The organism is Streptomyces sp. NPDC060184, assembly GCF_042728795.1.
Lineage (GTDB): Bacteria > Actinomycetota > Actinomycetes > Streptomycetales > Streptomycetaceae > Streptomyces.
This window is the reverse complement of the sequence record NZ_JBHWYX010000063.1, coordinates 4,779-23,751: the sequence shown is the minus strand read 5'-3', so window position 1 is coordinate 23,751 and position 18,973 is coordinate 4,779. Positions and strand designations below refer to the sequence as shown.

The window sequence follows — 18,973 nt, the reverse complement described above, 5'->3', positions numbered from 1 at the left end:
GAAGGACCCGGGCCGTCCTACAGGACGCGCAGCGCCTCGCCGCTGTCGCGCTCGCGGCGGGCCAGTGCGTGCAGCACCGCCCGGTCGCCGTGGCGGTCGCGGGCGGCGGCGACCAGGACGTCGACCGCGACGGCGAGCGCCGCTCCGGGCTCCCGGCACGGGACACCCGCGCTCAGGGCCAGGTCTTCGAGGTGCACGGCCAGTTCGACGCAGCGGGTCCGGAGGTAGTCGTCGAGCAGCATCTCCTCGCCCGGGCGGTGGAGCACCTCCACCCGCCGGTCGGCCGGCTCCTCGCCCAGGCGCGGGGTCAGTCGCCGCAGCGCGTCCCGTGCCTGCTCGGCGACGGCCCCCGGACCGGCGGTGGCGGTCTCCTCGCTCCTGGCCCGTACGCCGACGTTGAGCGCCGAGTCGGCGTCGGCCGTACCGACGAGCCTGGCGTAGTAGCGCACCGCCGACACCGGTTCGGCGCCGACCACCGTTCCGGCGAGGAACCGCTCTACCTGGAGGACACTGTTCGCGAGATGGCCCGCCAGCCCGCCCACCGTCATCCGGGGCAGCACGGACTCCTTCTTCCAGGAGTCCGCCACCTCGTCCGACTCCAGCAGCTGTACGGCCTGTTCGGCGGCCAGCAGATACGTCTTCCGGATCTCCGTCGTCATGGCGGGCATCCTGCCCGACCGCCGATCACACCGACAGACCACATCCACATGATGGACGGACATCTCAGAATGCGGACGAATGCGTGATGCCGCCGTCAGTCGAACGTGTTCGGCGGCGGCGCCGGGGACGCCTTCGCGTCCGCGTCGGTGACGACCGCGGCCCCTCCGGTGAAGTCGGCCAGCGCGCGACCGTGTTCGACGCGGCCGGGGTGCGGGTCGGTGGCGACGCGGCGGGTGAGTTCGGCGACGGCGAGGGGCCGGTCGGAGGCGACGAGGACGGCGTTGCCGAAGCGGCGGCCCCGCCAGACCGTGGGGTCGGCGGCGAGGGCGAGTTCGGGGAAGTGCGCGGCGGCGGTGGCGATCTGGCCGCGCAGGTGGGCCAGCGGCGGGCCGTCCGCGAGGTTGGCGACGTAACTGCCGCCGGGCTTGAGCGCCCGCCTCACCTCGGCGAGGAACTCGGTGGTGGTCAGGTGGGCGGGGGTACGGGCTCCGCCGAACACGTCGGCGACGACGAGATCGGCCCAGCCGTCGGGTATTTTGCCGAGCCCCGCACGGGCGTCCAGGGCGCGGACGCGGACCCGGGCCTGCGGGTCGAACGGCAGTTCCTGGCGTACGAACGCGACGAGCGCCGCGTCGATCTCGACGATCTGCTGGGTGGAGCGGGGCCGGGTGGCGGCGGTGTAGCGGGCGAGGGTGAAGGCCCCGCCGCCCAGGTGCAGGACGTGCAGCGGGGCCCCGGGGGGCGCGGCGAGGTCGATGGCGTGACCGATCCTGCGCTGGTACTCGAAGGAGAGGTACGCCGGGTCGTCGAGGTCGACGTGGGACTGCGGGGCGCCGTCGAGCAGCAGGGTCCAGGCGTTCCGGCGCTCCTGGTCGGGGACGAGTTCGGCCCGGCCGCCGTCGACCGTCGCGGTGCGGGACTCGCGCCCCCCGCGCCCCTGCCGTTCGGCCCGTTCGGCCCGCTTGCCGGGCTTGGCGTTCCCCGCCGCCCCTCCTCGACGTGCCACGTCCGTCCGCCCTCACCGCCCCCGTCCGGCCGGTTCCCGCGTCCTGGTCGCGCGGTCCGGCTGGGGCGAGGAGAGCACCGGGGACAACCCCGCCCACCTGGACATTATGGGCTCAGCGGCAGTTGTCGGCCGCTTCGATCATGCGGGCCGCCTGGTCGAGCGCGGCCCGCAGCGCGGCGGGGTCGGTGACGGAGGTGTCGTCGGCGGGCGGCAGCAGCCAGCCGGTTCCGGCGACGGGCGGCTCGTCGGGGAGGCGGAGCCCGCGGCCCTCGGTGCTGGTACAGGCGCTGCCCGGGACGTCCCAGCCCTCGGCGGTGCCGGGCGGGACCAGGAAGCCGACGGTGTCGCCGGCCCCGTCGTGGAGCACGGGTCCCACCACGACCGGGCCGGTGCCCCGGCGCAGGATGTCGACGGCCTCCAGGCCCTGGCGGGCCGGGACGGTGACGAGGTCGCACAGGTGCGCGGCGCACCCCTCGATCGGGTCCGATGTCGTGTGCGGCGGAACGGCCGGCCGTGCCCCCGCGTCCTTCGAGGTGGCCGCAGTGGTCCATGGGCCGGTCTCCGTGCCGAGGTGAAGCATGGGAACCCCTCCTGTCGTCGCCGAACGGAGCCACGCCCCGTCTCCGCATGGACCAACGCGCCGACGGCGTCAAGGGCTACGGTGCCAAGCCGCCGCAAAGGGTGGCAGTTCATGGCGGATCGCGGCCGAGTTGCCCCCCTTTGTCGGGAAACCCTGCGTGAACGACCCGTCACACCAGGTACGTTCTTGCTCCGCCGGGACACCTGAGGCATGCGCCCGGCTGCACCAGAGAGGGCCACGCCATGGTGTCGTCGTCACGGGCCGTTCCCAACCTCGTCTTCCGCCGGTTGCGCGGACAGCGCTCGGCGGGAGAGTTCGCGGCGGCCGTCCGCAGGGCCGCCCGCGAGATCGGCGAGCAGGTCGCCTGCGACGCCCGCTACATCGGTCGCGTGGAGTCCGGCGAGATCCGGTGCCCGAACTACGCGTACGAACGGGTCTTCCTGCACATGTTCCCCGGCACCACCCTGGGGGACCTGGGCTTCTCGGACCGGGAGAGCGTGCGCGGACGTTCGGCGCGCACCCGTGGCCCGGCGGCCTGGAGATCCCTGTCCGGGGATCTTGGTCCGGCCCTCTCCGTACCCAGCGACATCGAGGAGAGCGACGTGCTGCGTCGCGTGTTCATGACGAGCGGCACCACCAGTGTGGCGACCGCGTCGATCGGGATCGGCGCCCACCGGGCCGCCGGGACCCCGATCGTGCTGCCCGCCCAGCGGCGGGCCGGTGAGGCCGAGGTGCGTTCCGTGGAGGAGGCGGTGCGCGAGATCCGCATCCTCGACGACCAGCACGGCGGCGACGGGCTCTACCGGCGTGCCGCCCAGCCCCTGCGGGCCGCGTACGCCCTGCTCGACTCCGGTACGCCCACCCGCCGCGCCACCGCCGACCGACTGCACTCCGGGGCGGGCGAACTGGCCCTCTCGGTGGGCTGGCTGGCCCACGACTCGGGGCGGTTCGACGACGCGCGCTCGTACTACGCGGAGGCGCTGGCCACGGCCCGGGTGGCGGGGGACGACGCGCTGGAGGCGCACGCCTTCTGCAACACGTCGTTCCTGGCCCGGGACGCCGGACGGCCCAGGGAGGCGGTCCGGGCGGCGGAGGCCGGGCAGCGTGCGGCCCGTTCGGTCGGCTCGCACCGGCTGCTGGCCCTGCTCGCCCTGCGCGAGGCGGGCGGCCGGGCCGGGCTCGGGGACCGTACGGGGTGCGACCGGGCGATCGCGCGGGCCAGGGCCGCCTTCGACCGGGGGCCCGCCGAGCGGGACCCGGAGTGGATGAGCTTCTTCCGCGAGGCGGAGATGCACCTGCTGGAGGCGCAGTGCTGGTCGGCGCTGGGCGACTGGCCCCGCGCGACCCGCCACGGCCGCCGGGCCACCGCGCTCCAGGACCCGCACTTCACCCGGAACCTCGCGCTCTACCGCGCGCAGCTGGCGGGCGACCTGGCACGGGCCGGGGCGGCGGAAGAGGCGGTCCGCTCGGCGCACCAGGTGCTGGACCTGCTGGACCGGGTCCGGTCCACCCGGATCAGCGGGATGCTGACGGGCACGGTGCGGGTACTGGCCGCCGACCCCGGCGCGGCGGCGGTGGCGGGGCTGCTGGAGCGGTACCGCGCCGCGCAGCGGGGCTGAACCGCCGTGCCACCGGCCCCCGGCGGCACGGCGGTGCCGCTCAGCGTTCCAGGTGGCCGGTGTCGTTCCACCGCTCGACGGCGGGCATTCCGTAGGCCCAGCCCAGCACGGACAGCGAGGTCGGCTCCAGCCGGACGCGGGCGCCGAACATCAGGTCCTCGCCCAGCCAGCGCGCGGCGATCGACCGCAGCACGTGGCCGTGGGCGAAGACGAGGACGTCGCGTTCGCCGGAGCGCACCCGCTCGACGATCCCGTCGGCGCGCGCCGTCATGTCGGCGGTGGACTCCCCGCCGGGTACCCCGTCGCGCCAGATCAGCCAGTCGGGCCGGTCCGCCTTGATCTGCGCCGGGGTGAGGCCCTCGTAGTCGCCGTAGTCCCACTCCATCAGGGCGTCCCAGGTCTCCGCCCGGTCGCCGAATCCGGCCAGTTCGCAGGTCTCGGCGGCCCGGACCAGCGGGCTGGTGCGGATGTCCGTGTCCGGCAGCCCGGACCAGGGGGCCCGGTGCAGCCGCTCGCCCAGCAGCTTGGCGCCCTCCCGCCCGGAGTCGAGCAGCGGGATGTCGGTCCTGCCGGTGTGATTGCCCTGGACCGACCACTGGGTCTGGCCGTGCCGGGCGAGCAGGATGCGCGGTGCCATGAGCGGGCTCTCCCTGAGAACTGGGGGACGGCGGGTGGGCTCCGGGACCACGGTGTCCGGGCGCCGGGACGTGTCCGACGGACACGTCCGGGGAGGGGCGCGCTCCGGCCCCGGGGTGTGTCGTCAACGTGCCCGCGGGCGGTGCGTCCGTCCCTCTCCATCATCCCGCATCATCGCGTACGGGATTGAGGGCCGCCCTGCCGGGCACGCGTCCCCCACAGTCGTGGGGTGGACCGGGCAACCTCCCGGCCCGTCCGCACGTCCCCCTCTGTGCGGGACCCGGCCGGGGCGGGCCGGGCTCACGAGGGCGCGAAAGGGACCCCCCGGGGGAAATCACGACGGACGACCGCCGTACGGTTGAACGCCCGCCGTCGGACGCTTGAACAGGGGAGAGCCACCGGATGCCGCACGCCACACCCGCACGCGCCTCCGGCCGCCCCCGCTGGTGGACGGAGCTGCCGCTCATAGCGGTGGTGTACGGGCTCTACTCGGCCGGCCGGCTGCTCGCGCGCGGGGACATAGCCGCCGCCGTCGACCACGGGCTCGACATCCTCCGGCTGGAAAAAACGCTTCACCTGAACATCGAGCACCCGCTCAACCGGCTGCTGACGGCGCACTCCTCGGTGGGGATACCCGCCGACTTCGCGTACGCCTCCCTGCACTACCTCGTCACTCCGGCGCTGCTGCTGTGGATGTACCGGCGCCGCGCCGTCGCCTACCGCGCGGCCCGCACCTGGCTGCTGACCTCCACCCTGATCGGCCTGATCGGCTTCACGCTGATGCCGACCTGTCCGCCCCGCCTCCTCGACGCCGCGCACGGGTTCGTCGACACCATGGCGCAGTACAGCTCCTACGGGTGGTGGGGCACCGAGGCGAGCGCCCCGCGCGGACTCGGCGGCATGACCAACCAGTACGCGGCGATGCCGAGCCTGCACGTGGGGTGGGCCCTGTGGTGCGGGGTCCTGCTGTGGCGCTACGGACGGCATCCGCTGCTGCGGGTACTCGGCGTCCTCTACCCGCTCACCATCGTCTTCGTGGTCATGGGCACCGCCAACCACTACTTCCTGGACGCCCTGGCGGGCGCCGCGGTGATGGGCGCGGGCGCGCTGCTGACCCGCCCGGTGATGCGCGCCGCCGCCCCCGTCTCGGCCCGCCTGCGGGCGCTCGTCTCCCGGAGGTACCCGTCGGGAGCGGGAGTTCCGGCGACGCCGTCCCCGATTGTCAGTGGCGGATGCGAGACTTCGGCGGGTGAGCGAATCCCCGGCCGGCGGACCCCCTCCGCACATTCCAGCGACGCGCCCCGCGCCTCCGGCACACCCGGCCGGACCGGCGCCGGCGACAGCGCTCCGGCAGCGGCTCGCTGAGCTGCGCGGACCGACGGTCGTCCCGCATCCGCTGGACGCCCGCGCGCTGGCCGCCCTCGCCGCCAACCCGGGCTGCAAGCGGCGGGCTCTCCTCGACGGCGCCGGGGTCGACAAGACCGGGCTGGCCACCGCGCTCGGCTCCCCCTCGGGTTTCGGCCAGTCCCAGTTCGCGTTCATGCGGGGCAACGCCTTCGAGGCGCGGGTCAAGGCTGACGGCGGCACCGAGCTGCTGCGCCTGCTGCACGAGAGCCTCGGCGGCGGCGAGCCGCCCGAGGGCGCCCGGGTCCCCGACCTGACGGCGGCCGGACCCGAGGGCCGGACGGCCCGGACCGCGCTGGCCCTGCGCGAGGCGACCGCGGCCGGTGGCTGGAGCCTGCTGGACCACCCGATGCTGGCGCTGGAGGTGGCGGGCTCGCCCGCCTATCTGGAACCGGACGCCGTGGTGGTGCATCCCGACGGCCGGTGGACGGTCATCGAGATCAAGTCGTTCCCGATGATCGACGGCTCCGCCGACGCGGCGAAGGTGGGTGCCGCCGCCCGGCAGTCGGCGGTCTACGTCCTGGCCCTGGAGGCGGTCGCCGCCCGCACCGAGGGGGCCGAGGTGGCGCACGACGTCCTCCTCGTCTGCCCCAAGGACTTCTCCAACCTGCCCACCGGCTCCGTCGTCGACGTACGCAAGCAGCGCGCGGTGACGCGGCGCCAGCTGACCAGGCTCACCCGCATCGAGGAGATCGCGGCCCTGCTCCCCGAGGGAGCGAGCTTCGATCCCGGGTGCTCGGCCGAGGAGCTGACCGCCGCCGTGGAGGCGGTCCCGGCGGCGTACGCCCCCGAGTGCCTGGCCGCCTGCGAGCTCGCGTTCCACTGCCGGGCGAAGGCCCGGACCCGGGGCGACGTACGGACGCTGGGGCGCGGGGTGAGCGGTGAGCTCGGCGGGCTGACCACGGTCCGCGCGGTGCTGGACGCGGCGGCGGGCAAGGAGGGCGACCCGGCGGACCCGGCCGTCGCCGCGCTGCGCCGGGCGGCGGCGCTGCGGGCCGAGGCGCTGGAGGGCGCGGCGTCGCTGCCCGCCCGCACCCCGGCGGACCGGGAGGGCACGGCGGCATGTCACTGATCAGCACGCTGGCGCGGCTGGAGGCGGTGGACAGCGGGCGGGCCCAGCCGCTGGCGACCGTACGCCACCGGCATCTGACGGACCGGCCGCTGGTGCTGGTGCCGCTGACCACGTCCGGCGAGGCGGGCGCCCCGCTGGGCGCGCTGGTGGGGACGGACCGGGAGGCGCCGAGGCTGCTGGCGGTGGCGCAGCCGCGCGACCGCGATCTGCGGTTCGCGTTCCTGGCGGAGCTGGCCGAGCTGGTGCTGCCGCACATCGAGGCGTACGCGGACGTGGTGGAGCCCTCCGAGCGGAGCGAGACCGACCCGGAGACCGGCAAGAAGGTCAAGGTCGAGGTCGATCTGTGCGTGGACGCGGCGCAGTTGATCGTGCCGAGCCGGGCCGGGATCGACCTGGTGCGGCTGCTGGGGCGGTCGATGCGGTTCCGGCGCACCAGCGAGGACGACCCCGACACCCCGTATCCGGCTCCGCCCCGGGTGCCGCTGCTCGGGCGCTGGCTGACGCACTACGCGGAGCGGGCCCGGGTGCCGGGATCCTCGCTGCTGCTGGCCACCACGGATCTGCTGAACCGCCACTGGGCGACGGGGCAGAGCAGTGTGGAGGACCAGCACCTGGGGGCGCTGCTCGCGTGGATCGACCCGCCGGACGGCGGACCGGGCGCGGAAGCGGCGCTCCGGGCGGAGCTGGAGCGTGACCGGGACGGCCAGTTGGTCTGCCCGCCCGCGGGTCCGGCCACGGACCCGGCGTTCGACAACCGGCTGCTGGCGCCCGCGATCGAGCGGTACGACCGTGCCCGCACCGCGCTCGCGGCGGTCGAGGACGGGGTGGAGGCGGACGTGCGGCTCGGCGAACTGCACGCCGCCGAGCGGGAGATCCGTTCGCTGCTGGCCGGGGTGCTGCTGCCGACCTGGGACGCGGTGTGGCGGGGGCTCGACCGGCTGCGGGAGCTGCCGGAGGGGGCGAGGGCCGAGGAGCGCTGGACCGGTGACCGCTGGTCGTTCACCGGCCACCGCGACAAGGTGCGGGCGGGCGAGCCGCCGCAGCCGCGCCGGGACGACGCGGTGACGGCGGCCCGGAAGCTGTCCTCCCGGGAGACCGCGCAGGCGCGGCTCGACGCCCAGGAGGCGCTGGACGATCCGCTGGTGCTGGCCGGCCGGCGGCTGAACGGCGAGGCGTTCGTCGGCGAGGTGACGGCGGTCGAGATGGCGTACACCGAGTCGAAGCGCCCGTCCCCGCGCCCGCTGGTCACGGTCCGCACGGCCGAGCGCCCGCAGCTGGGCGAGCGGACGAAGGTGTACCGCTCGCTGGACGGCAAGCCGCAGTCGGCGGAGTTCGTCCGGTACGCCGGCCCCGGCACGGGCCCCGACGGCACCGGGCTCCCCGAGGACGGCTCGGAGGTGCTGCTGGTGCTGCGGGTCCTGGACCGGATGGGGCGCGCCAAGGAGCCGTCCCCCGGCTCGCTGCCCGAGCCGGGTGAGCACACGGTGTGGACGCTCTTCGAGCACGACCAGCGTGGCGGCCCGGCACTGCCGGACGCCGAGGAGACCCCGTGGACCCACGGCGGTCCGCCGGGCACGTCCGCCGAACTGCCCGACGCCGTGACCCCGGAGGACGTGCTGTGACCGACGTACGGATGGCCGAGGAGTCCGCCGGGACCGCGCGGTTCGACCCGGGCGCGGCGGCGGCGCGGGCGACCGGCGCGATCCTCCACGACACCCTGCACGGCGATGCCCGGGGTGTCGTGGTGAACTCCCCGCCGGGCGCGGGCAAGTCCACCCTGGTGGTCCGCGCCGCACTGGAACTCGCCGCCGCCGGTCGCCCCTTGATGGTGATCGCGCAGACCAACGCGCAGGTCGACGACCTGGTGGTGCGGCTCGCGGAGAAGGAGCCCGGCCTGCCGGTGGGGCGGCTGCACAGCAGCGACTTTGACCCGTACGACAAGGTGCTGGACGGCCTGGACAACGTCCGCACGTCCGCGAAGGCGGCCGACCTGGCCGGGCTCGACGTGGTCCTCTCGACGGCCGCGAAGTGGGCGCACGTGAAGAACGTCGAGCCGTGGGAGCACGCGATCGTCGACGAGGCGTACCAGATGCGCTCGGACGCGCTGCTCGCCGTGGCCGGTCTCTTCCGGCGGGCGCTCTTCGTGGGCGACCCGGGGCAGTTGGACCCGTTCTCGATCGTGGGCGCCGACCAGTGGGCGGGGCTGAGCCACGACCCGTCGGCGAGCGCGGTCTTCACCCTGCTGGCGCACAACCCGGGTCTGCCGCAGCACCGGTTGCCGGTCTCCTGGCGGCTGCCCGCCTCGGCGGCGCCCCTGGTGTCGGACGCCTTCTACCCGTACACCCCGTTCCGCAGCGGCACCGACCACGGCGACCGGACGCTGGCGTTCGCCGAGGCGTCGGACGGCTCGGGGCCCGACCGGGTGCTGGACGTGGCGGCGGAGTCGGGCTGGGGCCTGCTGGAGCTGCCCGCCCGCCACACCCCGCGCACCGACCCGGAGGCGGTGCGCGCGGTGGCGCTGGTGGTCCGCAGGCTGCTGGACCGGGGCACCACCGCGACCAGTGAGCGCGCGACGGACCCGGTGCCGGTGACGGCGGACCGGATCGCCGTCGGCACCGCCCACCGCGACCAGGCGGCGGCGGTGCGCGCGGCCCTCGCCGGGCTGGGGGTCACGGGCGTCGCCGTGGACACCGCGAACCGGCTCCAGGGGCGGGAGTTCGACGTCACGGTGGTGCTGCATCCGCTCTCCGGGCGGCCCGACGCCACCGCCTTCCACCTGGAGACGGGCCGGCTCTGCGTGCTGGCCTCCCGCCACCGGCACGCCTGCGTCGTGGTGTGCCGGGCGGGAGTCGCGGACCTGCTGGACGAGCATCCGTCGGCGGAACCGGTGCAGCTCGGCGTGGAGGTGAAGTTCCCGGACGGCTGGGAGGCCATGCAGTCCACCTGGGAGCACTGGTCGAAGTACCGGGTGTCCTGGGGCGGTTGAGGGAGAGCGCACGGACCGGACGCTTCCGGGCGGTGTTTTCCGGCCGGTCGGCCAGGAAAGACTTGTTCGGGGCCACCGCGGCACACACCACGCGGACCGAACCCGGGGCCACGGCTCCTTCCGGACACACCGGCATGCCCATGACCGCGGAATCGTTCGGTGCACCGGACACGTTGGCCACGGGGGACGGACCGGCGGGGCCGGGCTCTCGCGGCCCGGGACACCGGACTTGCGCGGGGTTGGACAATGGAGGGTGGCCGTCCGGCCTTCCCGAAGGAGGAAAACGCACATGGCACAAGCCGAACGGAACGCGCAGCCGAGGCTGCGCCCCGCCCCCCTGCTCTTCGAACCCGCGGAGGCGGCGGCTGACCCCGACCACTTCTTCAACCTGGAGTCGATGGACGATCCGGCGGAGCTGCTGACCCGCGCGACCGAGCTGACGCACGCGTTCCGGGCCGCCACCGACCGGAGCATCGAGTTCCAGGCCGTCGCCGCCGCCCAGCTCGCCGACCCCCGCCGCTTCGACCGGCTGACGCCCGCCGATGTCGCGGAGCGCGCGGAGTGGACCGAGGACTACGCGGAGAAGATGATCGAGTTCGGCCGTTCGCTGCTGAAGTCGCCCCGCCCGTGAGTCCTGCCCGTGAGCCGCGCCGGTGAGCCCCGCCCGTGAGTCCTGCGCGTGAGCCCCGCCAGTGGGCCCCGCCCGCGAGTCCTGTCCGCGAGCCCCGCCCGGGCCGCGCGCACCCGGGTCACACCTGGCACGGGAGGCACATGCGTCACGCGTGACATGCGGTACGGAGAAGTCCCCCGGCTCCCGCCCCCGGCACGGTCACTCCGGGTGCAGCTTCTGGCATATGCCCGCGGGCAAGATACCCGGCAAGGTGGTGTCCTGTCCTGGATTCGACGACTCTCGGCGTCAGCCCCGTCACGCCCGGTAGACCTGTCTCCATGACCGCATGGCTGGAAGACGAAACGTCCCTGCAGACCCGCGAACCGCGCTCCGGCGTCGGCACCCTCCCTCCGCTGCGGAGCCAGGCCCCGCACCAGCCTGCCGAGGTCACCTCCGCCGGGGCCGTCTGGCTCGCGAGCTCCACGGCGAACCCGCGCACCACGCTCGCCCGCTGGCAGGCGAGCCCCGCCTCGCCGGGGGTCCTGCCCTGCGGCACCGCGTTCGACGTGGTGAGCGTCCCGTCACTGTTCGGGCGGCGGATGCTGGAGCGACTCTGGGCGGAGGGGCCCGGCTCCGGTCCGGTCGCCACCCACCGCGGCCGGACCCTGCTCTTCGCGGCGCCCGGCACCGCCCAGCGGCTCCCCTCGCTGCTGGCCTGGGAAGAGTGGGGCACCGGCGGCGCCGGCCCGGCGTCCGGCCCGCGCGCGCTGCCCCCGGTGCTCTGCCACGGCACCGGCGACGCGGTGACCGTACCGCCGCTGACCTGCGACCCCACCGCCCCGGGGCCGCAGTGGGTGGTCGCCCCCGACACCCGCACCCCTTGGCTGCCCGGTCCCGACGTGCTGCGCTGGGCCTGTGTGAGGGCCGCCCGGAGCGCCGTCCCGCCGGTGTCCGATTACTCGATTTTTCCTCCGGCGGATCTGGATGCTAATGTCTACGACGTCAGCAGGCGCCGCTAGCTCAGTTGGTTAGAGCAGCTGACTCTTAATCAGCGGGTCCGGGGTTCGAGTCCCTGGCGGCGCACCGACGGAAGAAGCCCCTCGCGGAAGCGGGGGGCTTCTTCGTGTCTCGGCGGGGTTTCCGCTGCGGAAGGCCCCGCGCCCCCGCGTCCCGGCGCCCCGGCCAGGCCCAGGGCGCCCGGCCCGGGTCTCAGGTGCCGGTGGTGATCCGTACCGTCCAGGAGCCCGACGGCGTCCTGTCGGCGACCTCCACGCGGATCCGCTCCCCCGGCACGCTGTACGTCTCCCCGACCGAGAGCGGGGCGTCCGCGAGCGGCGGGTAGACCGAGCGGTCCCAGCAGGCCTCCGTGTCCGGGTGCGTGTCCAGCACCTCCACCGGGCCGCTGCCGGAGGCCGTGGCGCTGCGCACCCGGTAGACCAGCACGCCCTCGGTGCAGGTCGACCGGTCGTTCCCGGTGGCGCCGCGGGCCTCGACGGCGAGCGCGCTGTCCTCGCCGGTCCTGACGACGGCGAGCCGGGTGCCCATGGTGCCGCCGGGGACGGGGGCGGCGGCGACCGGTTCCAGGGTCACGTCCGCGCTGCCCTGGACGCAGACCACCTGCCGGTCGCCGAGCCAGCCGAGCTTCCACTTGTGCCAGCCGAAGAGGTCCGGCGCCAGCCCGAACTGGCTGCCCATGACGTCCCAGTCGCCGACGTGCGTGTCCCAGTCGCCCTTGCCGTCCGTGGGGCGGTGGTAGAGGTCGGCGAGGTCGAAGACGTGCCCGGTCTCGTGGGCCAGGACGTTGCGGTCGGGCGGGTGCTGCTCGAAGACGGTGACGACCCGCTTGATGTCCTTGCCGTCGGCGGTGATCGGCCGGTCGAAGTTGACGACCTTGGTGGCGTCGGAGTCGACGCCGGGCGCGTCGGGGTCGGCGACCAGGTAGACGATGTCGTACGCGGAGAAGTCGACCTGCCCGTCGGCGGCCCGGATCGCGTCGCGCAGGTAGGACGTCCGGCGCCCGGAGTCCCAGTCCCGCTCTATGCCGTACCAGGTGGACGGGTGCGGCATCCGGACCCAGCGCTTCTGCGGGTGTGCGCCCAGGGTGAAGGCGCCGTAGCTGGCCTTCCGGAAGAAGGCGGTCGTGGAGGGGAAGTAGTCGGCGGTGAGCACGTCCGGCGTGACGACCGGGTCGGCGTCGGGGAAGGACAGGAAGATCATGACCGCGTCGAGGTGCCGGGCGGGGCGGGGGTAGGCGCCGTTCCAGCTGTCCAGACCCAGCGAGTGGTGGGCCGCGGTCCGGGGCAGCGCGCACGGCTTGACGCCCGCGTAGGCGGCAGCCGCAGGACCGGCGACGAGCGACATGGCGGCCAGGGCCATGAGTGCGGTCAGCGCCGCCGCCACTCCGCGCGGACTCGGCTTCTCCACCCCCCCGGGTCCGTGCTGACGCGGCACATCTACCTCCGGCTGGGATGCGGAACATCTCGCTCCACCCTGTGCCCGATCACCGCACCCCGCCCGCTGGGCTGCCCCACACGGGTCAGGGCACGCCCGGCCCCACCGCGGGAGCCCGCGGGAGCCCGCCCCACCCCGCCCCGCCGCCGCAGCCGCCCCCGCCCCGCCCGCGGACGTCCGCCCGAAACCCCTTCTCCGGCGGACTCCGATCACGTACCGTCACATACGGTCATTCACTCCTCGGAATCCGACAGTGAGGCGTCGTCGGGGAACACAGGCGCACAGAAGGGAACAGTGGCGGGCAAAGCGGCAAACCGTGCGGAGCGATGCCCGAACCTTGCGGAGGACGGCCACCGGGCGCGTACGCGTCAGCCGGGACCGGACCGGCGGGCAGCGGCGAGCGGGCCGGGCTGGAAGCGCCGACACCCCACCCTCTATGCTTCCTCACGTTTTCCCGCGTGGTTCGCACCCCCGGCCCGGTGCGCCCACCCGGTGGCCCGTCCGGCCACACTTGTTCACGACGATCTGCACAGCGGGAGCGAGCGGTGAGCGGAACCTCCGAAGGGCACAGGCCCCCGGCAGGCACATCCCCCGGCGCACCCCCGGAGACGGACACGGAACGTCACCGCCCGGAGACCGCGTCGGCCGCCTACCGGTCCGCCTTCCGCAGCGCCACGTTCGCCATGGCCGTGGTGGACGACGCCGGGACGGTCGTCCACGCCAACGAGGCACTCGCCCGGATGACCGGGACCCCCGCCGCCGGACTCACCGGACGGCCCGTCGCCGCCCTCGTCGGTCTCACCCCCGACGACCATGCCTGGCGTGCCTACCGCGAGGTGCTGCGGGGACGGCGTTCCCGGTTCCGCTGCACCCGTCGGCTCAAGCACCGGGACGGCCGGCCGCTCTGGGCCGAGATCACCGTCGTCCCGATGGCCGATCCCGTGGCGGGCGACCCGGGCCGGGCACTGCTGACGGTCGCCGACATCACCGACCGGCACGAGCTCCAGCAGCGGCTGCGCCACCTCCAGATGCACGACGCGGTGACCCGGCTGCCCAACCGGACCCTCTTCTTCGAACGGCTGTCGGCCGCGCTGGAGCTGTCGCCGTTCCAGGACAGTTCGCTGCTGCCGCGCCCCGGCCGGATCGGCCTCTGCTACCTGGACCTGGACGGCTTCAAGGCCGTCAACGACACCCTGGGGCACCGGACCGGCGACCGGCTGCTCGCCGCCGTGGCCGGACGGCTCGGCGACGTCGCCGGGCGCGACCCGTACCACCCGGGCGGCAGCCACTTCGTGGCGCGGCTCGGGGGCGACGAGTTCGCCGTGCTGGTCGAGGAGTCGCAGGGCACCCAGCAGCTGCTGGACCTGGCGGACGCGCTGCTCACGGCCGTGCAGCAGCCGTTCGACCTGGCGGGGCAGCTGCTCTCGGTCTCCGCCTCGATCGGGGTGGTGGAACGCGCCTCGGCGGGCACCTCCCCCACCGGGCTGATGCAGGCCGCCGACACCACGCTCTACTGGGCGAAGGCGGACGGCAAGGCCCGCTGGACCCTCTTCGACTCCGAACGCAACGCCCACCGGATGACCCGGCAGGCGCTCTCCTCGACCCTCAGGCCGGCCGTGGACCGCGGCGAGTTCGCCCTGGAGTACCAGCCGCTGGTCGGCATGGCCGACGGTGTGATGCGGGGCGTCGAGGCGCTGGTGCGGTGGAACCATCCGCAGTTCGGGGTGCTCGGACCGAACCGCTTCGTCGCCATCGCCGAGGAGGACGGCTCGATCGTGCGGCTCGGCCGCTGGGTGCTGCGTACGGCCTGCCGGCAGGCCCGCCGCTGGCAGCTGGACCATCCGGACGGGCCGGCGCTGTTCGTCAGCGTCAACGTCGCCGTACGGCAGGTCTGGGACACCGACCTGGTCGCGGAGGTCCGGGACGTCCTCGCCGAGACCGGCCTCGATCCCGGGCTGCTGCAACTGGAGCTGACGGAGTCCGCCGTCATGGGCTCGGCGGGCCGCCCGCTGCGGGCGCTCCAGGCGCTGAGCGACATGGGCGTACGGATCGCCATCGACGACTTCGGCACCGGCTACTCCAACCTCGCCTACCTCAGTCGGCTCCCCGTCTCCGTGCTCAAGCTGGACGGCTCCTTCGTGCGCGGTTTCCGGTACGACGACGGAGGCAGGCATCCGAGCCCGGCCGACGAGACCATCGTGGAGGCGCTGGTGGAGCTGGCGCACCGGCTGGGGCTGACGGTGACGGCGGAGTGCGTGGAGACGGCGGAGCAGGCCGAGCGGCTGCGCCGGATCGGCTGCGACACCGGGCAGGGCTGGTTGTACTCACGGGCGGTCGCGCCGGAGCGGATCGCCGAGCTGATCGCCGCGGGCGGGGTGGCCGTGTCCGGGGCCCCTTGACCACGGGGCCCCGGACGCGCGGGCGCGATCAGAGCGTGGGCAGGCCGTACGCGTCGGCGATGAGCTCGTAGCTGCGCAGCCGGGCCTCGCCGCCGTGCGCGTTGGCGGTGATCATCAGTTCGTCGGCGCCGGTCCGCTTGGCCAGGTCGTCCAGGCCCGCGCGGACCTGCTCGGACGTGCCGTACACGATGTTGCCGAGCCATTCGTCCACGAAGTCGCTCTCCAGCGGGCCGAAGGTGTGCGCCTCGGCCTCCTCCGGGGTGGGCACCAGGCCCGGCCGGCCGGTGCGCAGCCGCAGCATGCTGAGCGCCCCCGTGAGCACCTGGCGGCGCGCCTCGGCCTCGGTCTCGGCGGCGAGCGCGGCGGCGCCGATCAGCGCGTACGGGGCGTCGAGCACGGCGGACGGCCGGAAGGACTCCCGGTACAGGTCCAGGGCCGGGATGGTGTTCCGGGCCGAGAAGTGGTGCGCGAAGGCGAAGGGCAGTCCGAGCATGCCGGCCAGCCGGGCGGAGAAGCCGGAGGAACCGAGGAGCCAGATCGGGGGCCTGGCCGGGGACTGCACCCCGCCGTCGGAAGTGGCCTGCACGGGCCCGGGGACGGCGTGGATACGGGAGTAGGGGTGGCCGTCCGGGAAGTCGTCGTCCAGGAAGCGGGTCAGCTCGGCGAGCTGCTGCGGGAAGTCGTCGGCGCCCTCGTTGAGTCGGTCGGTCCGGCGCAGCGCGGCGGCGGTGGCGCCGTCCGTGCCGGGGGCGCGGCCGAGGCCGAGGTCGATCCGGCCGGGGGCCATCGCCTCCAGGGTGCCGAACTGCTCGGCGATGACGAGCGGGGCGTGGTTGGGCAGCATCACGCCGCCCGAACCGAGCCGGATGCGGTCGGTGTGGGCGGCGAGATGGGCCAGGATGACGGCCGGGGAGGACGAGGCGACGCCCGGCATGGAGTGGTGCTCGGCGACCCAGAAGCGGTGGAAACCGCGCCGTTCGGCCAGCTTCGCGATGTCGACGCTGGTGCGGAGCGCCTCGCTCGCGGTGCGGCCCTTGCCCACGGTCACCAGGTCGAGCACGGACAGCGGCACCGGGGCGGTGCCGCCCGCCGTGCCCCTGACGGTGTCGGCCCGGCCGTCGGCGGTTCCGTCTGCGGCGCCGTCGCCGTCGTTGCGGATCTCGTCGCCTCGGTTCTCGTCCACGTGTCGCTCTCCCGGTGCCACTGGTCATACGTATGCGTATCGAACCCGTGCAACAGGAGGGAGGCTCCGCTTATTCCGGGCGGAGCCCCCCGGATGCGTTGCGGGCACGCCGCGTACGGCACCCCGTACGTGACTCCCGGAACTCCCTGGCCCTCACTCCCGGACTTCGAGTCCGCGCGGTTCGACGGTGCCGAGCGGGGGCTCCCGGGTGGCGAAGAGGGCGCCGAGTCCGGGGGCCCAGATGTGGCGGTCGGTGAGCCGCAGCCCCTCCCAGACGGTGACCGGGTTGGCCGCGAGGACCGGCTTGCCGAGAAGCCGCTCCAGCTCGGGGACGTGCGCCGCGGTGTGCAGGGCGGTGTCGGGGAGCAGGACCGCCTCCGCGTCCGGGTGGTCGCCCGCGATGGCGAGCTCGCGGACGAGGTCCAGGTCCCAGCGGGCCACCTCGGCGCCGGTGATGATCCCGCTGCCCCGGGTGGCGACCACCTCGACTCCCGAGGCCGTCAGGAAGTCGCTGAACAGCGCGGCGACGTCGTCCGGGTAGGTCGCGGCGACCGCGACCCGTCGCACCCCGAGCTCCCGCACGGCGTGCACGAAGGCGAAGGACGTGCTGGACGCGGGGAGTCCCGCGGAACGCGCCAGCGCCGAGATCTGCGCCTGGGCGCCGTCCCGGCCGAGGACGAAGCTGCCGCCCGTGCAGGCCCACACCAGCGAGTCGGCACCGGCCAGCCGGAGCTCCTCCACACCCGCGTCGAGCCGCTCGGCCGAGCCCAGTTCGCGCAGGGCCTCCACCCGGCGGACGTCGTCGCCGATCCCGGTGCGGAACAGGGGCAGTCTGATGTCGCTGTCCAGCGTGATCTCGATCCGCGGGAAGTCGTCCTCGGCGCATTCGCCCGGGTAGAGAAGTCCGACGGTCGTCATGTCCACCCTTCCTGTTCGCCCGGACCCGGTGGTCCGGGACAGGGGCGGGGCGGGCCGCTCGCGGACGGTGCGACCGGCTCGCGGTCGTCCCTGTCTCTTCACTCTGTTCGTCTTCGTCTCTCTCCAGTGTTCCCGACATCCGCCGTCGCACCCACAGGGAGAGCCGGAGGCTGTCCGGCCGCACCGCCCCGAAGTCGGCGCTGATGTTCGACGAAGGACAGGTGGTCGAATCCCGTGGCCGAAAAAATCTTTGGTTTTCCACAGGAATTCCTCCGGCATGCGAACGCCCGCGCACCGGCCGTGACCTGGCACTTGCCAGAAGTGTTCATGTCTCTGGCATATGCCACATGGGTGCACCCCAGACCAGGGACGACCCAGAAGGGACAAGAAGTGGTCAACAGCCCTGCCATGGGCACTTCTTGGCCACTATCGTGGACGCACGGCTTTTGCGGTCGGACCTTGGGCAGGGGGCACCGTGACTTTGCGACCGGAACCAACGGCGCCGTTCCACGCGGTGCAGCACGCTTTCCGCGTGCTCGAGACGGTCTCCCACCACGGCGACGGCGTGACCGAAACACAGCTCCTGCGCGAGACCGGACTGATGCCCGCCCGCCTCACCTCCCTGCTGCTGACGCTGCGCCGCGAGGGGTACGTCGAGCAGATCGCGGACGGCGCGTACGTCCTCGGCGCCTCGCTGCTCCTTCTCGGCTCGGGCCCCACCCGGCGCCTCGCCCTGGAGGAACGGCTCCAGAAGATCCTGGCGCAGCTGCGCGACACGGTCGGTGCGGCGGTCTACATGAGCCGGTACGTCGACGGCGAGGTCACGGTGGTCCAGGTGCTGGACGGCCCGCTCACCCCGGCGGTCAGCGAGTGGGTGGACTTCCGCTCGGCGGCGCACGCCAGCGCGGTCGGCAAGTGCCTGCTGGCCCAGCTGGACCAGGACGCCCGGCGCGACCACATCGCGCGCCACCGCACGGCGCGGCTCACCTCCCGCACCATCACGGACGAGAAGGTGCTGCTGGCCACCCTCGACCACCACCCCGCGACGGTCCCGATGCTGGATCTCCAGGAGTACGCGGTGGGCACGGTCTGCGCGGCGGTCCCGCTGACCGCGGGCGGCTCGGCGGGCTGCCTGGCGCTGTCGCTCCCGGTCGGCGACACCTACCGGCTGCGCGAGGCCGCCGAGCTCCTGAACCAGCAGGCCGCGCCGGTCCTGCTGTCACTGGCGCTCTGACCTCCCGGAGGGGGGTGTCATCAGCACCCCTCCGGACCAGGTATTATTTTCGAGTCAGCAGGCGCCGCTAGCTCAGTTGGTTAGAGCAGCTGACTCTTAATCAGCGGGTCCGGGGTTCGAGTCCCTGGCGGCGCACGACACGACAGTGGGGCGGTCTCCGGTACCGGAGACCGCCCCACAGCGGTCGGGAGGTGTAATGGGGTTGCGGGGGGTCG

16 protein-coding genes and 2 tRNA genes are annotated in these 18,973 nt (G+C 74.1%); 11 read left to right on the top strand and 7 right to left on the bottom strand.

Translation table 11 applies throughout. The features are described from left to right. Positions 1 to 17: 17 nt before the first annotated feature. The 3 genes from ACFWEE_RS30025 to ACFWEE_RS30015 all read right to left on the bottom strand — a co-directional run bounded on the left by ACFWEE_RS30025 (position 18) and on the right by ACFWEE_RS30015 (position 2,246). A complete protein-coding gene (locus ACFWEE_RS30025) occupies positions 18 to 659 on the bottom strand; it encodes a maleylpyruvate isomerase N-terminal domain-containing protein (RefSeq protein WP_386893895.1) in 642 nt (213 codons plus the stop codon). 95 nt (positions 660 to 754) lie between these two features. Continuing rightward, entirely contained in the window at positions 755 to 1,666 is a 912-nt protein-coding gene (locus ACFWEE_RS30020) for a spermidine synthase (protein WP_386893893.1), read from the bottom strand. 112 nt (positions 1,667 to 1,778) lie between these two features. Then, a complete protein-coding gene (locus tag ACFWEE_RS30015; protein ID WP_386893891.1) occupies positions 1,779 to 2,246 on the bottom strand; it encodes a hypothetical protein in 468 nt (155 codons plus the stop codon). Between the two features lie 245 nt (positions 2,247 to 2,491). On the opposite strand from ACFWEE_RS30015, the gene ACFWEE_RS30010 reads away from it, so the two are divergent. Next, positions 2,492 to 3,865, top strand: coding sequence for a tetratricopeptide repeat protein (locus ACFWEE_RS30010; RefSeq protein WP_386893915.1), 1,374 nt, complete (start codon positions 2,492 to 2,494; stop codon positions 3,863 to 3,865). Between the two features lie 40 nt (positions 3,866 to 3,905). On the opposite strand, the gene ACFWEE_RS30005 is transcribed toward ACFWEE_RS30010, so the two are convergent. Continuing rightward, on the bottom strand, positions 3,906 to 4,502 hold the full coding sequence (locus ACFWEE_RS30005; protein WP_386893889.1) for a histidine phosphatase family protein: 597 nt from the start codon (positions 4,500 to 4,502) through the stop codon (positions 3,906 to 3,908). A gap of 401 nt (positions 4,503 to 4,903) precedes the next feature. On the opposite strand from ACFWEE_RS30005, the gene ACFWEE_RS30000 reads away from it, so the two are divergent. From ACFWEE_RS30000 to ACFWEE_RS29970, 7 genes are all read left to right on the top strand, one after another. Beyond that, positions 4,904 to 5,866 (top strand): phosphatase PAP2 family protein, encoded by a 963-nt coding sequence (locus tag ACFWEE_RS30000; protein WP_386893887.1) that lies wholly within the window; start codon positions 4,904 to 4,906, stop codon positions 5,864 to 5,866. Next, a complete protein-coding gene (locus ACFWEE_RS29995) occupies positions 5,751 to 6,977 on the top strand; it encodes a hypothetical protein (RefSeq protein WP_386893885.1) in 1,227 nt (408 codons plus the stop codon). Before ACFWEE_RS30000 ends, ACFWEE_RS29995 begins: the two co-directional genes overlap by 116 nt. Continuing rightward, a complete protein-coding gene (locus tag ACFWEE_RS29990) occupies positions 6,968 to 8,599 on the top strand; it encodes a hypothetical protein (protein WP_386893883.1) in 1,632 nt (543 codons plus the stop codon). The genes ACFWEE_RS29995 and ACFWEE_RS29990 overlap by 10 nt, the downstream gene beginning before the upstream one ends. A gap of 11 nt (positions 8,600 to 8,610) precedes the next feature. Then, on the top strand, positions 8,611 to 9,963 hold the full coding sequence (locus tag ACFWEE_RS29985) for an AAA domain-containing protein (protein WP_386893913.1): 1,353 nt from the start codon (positions 8,611 to 8,613) through the stop codon (positions 9,961 to 9,963). A gap of 289 nt (positions 9,964 to 10,252) precedes the next feature. Next, positions 10,253 to 10,594 (top strand): hypothetical protein, encoded by a 342-nt coding sequence (locus ACFWEE_RS29980; protein WP_386893881.1) that lies wholly within the window; start codon positions 10,253 to 10,255, stop codon positions 10,592 to 10,594. A 317-nt stretch (positions 10,595 to 10,911) separates the two neighbouring features. Beyond that, positions 10,912 to 11,592, top strand: a complete 681-nt coding sequence (locus ACFWEE_RS29975; protein WP_386893879.1) for a hypothetical protein — start codon at positions 10,912 to 10,914, stop codon at positions 11,590 to 11,592. After that, positions 11,583 to 11,656: transfer RNA gene (locus tag ACFWEE_RS29970), tRNA-Lys, on the top strand. The genes ACFWEE_RS29975 and ACFWEE_RS29970 overlap by 10 nt, the downstream gene beginning before the upstream one ends. A gap of 126 nt (positions 11,657 to 11,782) precedes the next feature. Here the strand turns inward: ACFWEE_RS29970 and ACFWEE_RS29965 are convergent. After that, on the bottom strand, positions 11,783 to 13,024 hold the full coding sequence (locus ACFWEE_RS29965) for a M6 family metalloprotease domain-containing protein (RefSeq protein WP_386893877.1): 1,242 nt from the start codon (positions 13,022 to 13,024) through the stop codon (positions 11,783 to 11,785). Positions 13,025 to 13,569: 545 nt separating this feature from the next. Between ACFWEE_RS29965 and ACFWEE_RS29960 the strand changes: the two genes are divergently transcribed. Then, positions 13,570 to 15,423, top strand: coding sequence for a putative bifunctional diguanylate cyclase/phosphodiesterase (locus tag ACFWEE_RS29960; protein ID WP_386893875.1), 1,854 nt, complete (start codon positions 13,570 to 13,572; stop codon positions 15,421 to 15,423). A 28-nt stretch (positions 15,424 to 15,451) separates the two neighbouring features. Here ACFWEE_RS29960 and ACFWEE_RS29955 read toward each other — a convergent pair whose 3' ends face one another. Then, complete coding sequence (locus ACFWEE_RS29955; RefSeq protein ID WP_386893873.1) at positions 15,452 to 16,606, bottom strand: LLM class flavin-dependent oxidoreductase; 1,155 nt, start codon at positions 16,604 to 16,606, stop codon at positions 15,452 to 15,454. A 153-nt stretch (positions 16,607 to 16,759) separates the two neighbouring features. After that, on the bottom strand, positions 16,760 to 17,524 hold the full coding sequence (locus tag ACFWEE_RS29950) for a decarboxylase (RefSeq protein WP_386893871.1): 765 nt from the start codon (positions 17,522 to 17,524) through the stop codon (positions 16,760 to 16,762). Between the two features lie 475 nt (positions 17,525 to 17,999). Between ACFWEE_RS29950 and ACFWEE_RS29945 the strand changes: the two genes are divergently transcribed. Both ACFWEE_RS29945 and ACFWEE_RS29940 read left to right on the top strand, forming a co-directional pair. Next, entirely contained in the window at positions 18,000 to 18,758 is a 759-nt protein-coding gene (locus ACFWEE_RS29945; protein ID WP_386893869.1) for an IclR family transcriptional regulator C-terminal domain-containing protein, read from the top strand. A gap of 61 nt (positions 18,759 to 18,819) precedes the next feature. Continuing rightward, positions 18,820 to 18,893 (top strand) — tRNA-Lys (locus ACFWEE_RS29940). Positions 18,894 to 18,973 lie beyond the last annotated feature (80 nt).

Excerpts from the sequence above, each read along its gene's own strand:
- ACFWEE_RS30025 (WP_386893895.1), bottom strand. The coding sequence starts at position 659 with ATGACGACGGAGATCCGGAAGACGTATCTGCTGGCCGCCGAACAGGCC.
- ACFWEE_RS30015 (WP_386893891.1), bottom strand. The coding sequence starts at position 2,246 with ATGCTTCACCTCGGCACGGAGACCGGCCCATGGACCACTGCGGCCACC.
- ACFWEE_RS30005 (WP_386893889.1), bottom strand. The coding sequence starts at position 4,502 with ATGGCACCGCGCATCCTGCTCGCCCGGCACGGCCAGACCCAGTGGTCG.
- ACFWEE_RS30000 (WP_386893887.1), top strand. The coding sequence starts at position 4,904 with ATGCCGCACGCCACACCCGCACGCGCCTCCGGCCGCCCCCGCTGGTGG.
- ACFWEE_RS29990 (WP_386893883.1), top strand. The coding sequence starts at position 6,968 with ATGTCACTGATCAGCACGCTGGCGCGGCTGGAGGCGGTGGACAGCGGG.
- ACFWEE_RS29985 (WP_386893913.1), top strand. The coding sequence starts at position 8,611 with ATGGCCGAGGAGTCCGCCGGGACCGCGCGGTTCGACCCGGGCGCGGCG.
- ACFWEE_RS29980 (WP_386893881.1), top strand. The coding sequence starts at position 10,253 with ATGGCACAAGCCGAACGGAACGCGCAGCCGAGGCTGCGCCCCGCCCCC.
- ACFWEE_RS29975 (WP_386893879.1), top strand. The coding sequence starts at position 10,912 with ATGACCGCATGGCTGGAAGACGAAACGTCCCTGCAGACCCGCGAACCG.
- ACFWEE_RS29950 (WP_386893871.1), bottom strand. The coding sequence starts at position 17,524 with ATGACGACCGTCGGACTTCTCTACCCGGGCGAATGCGCCGAGGACGAC.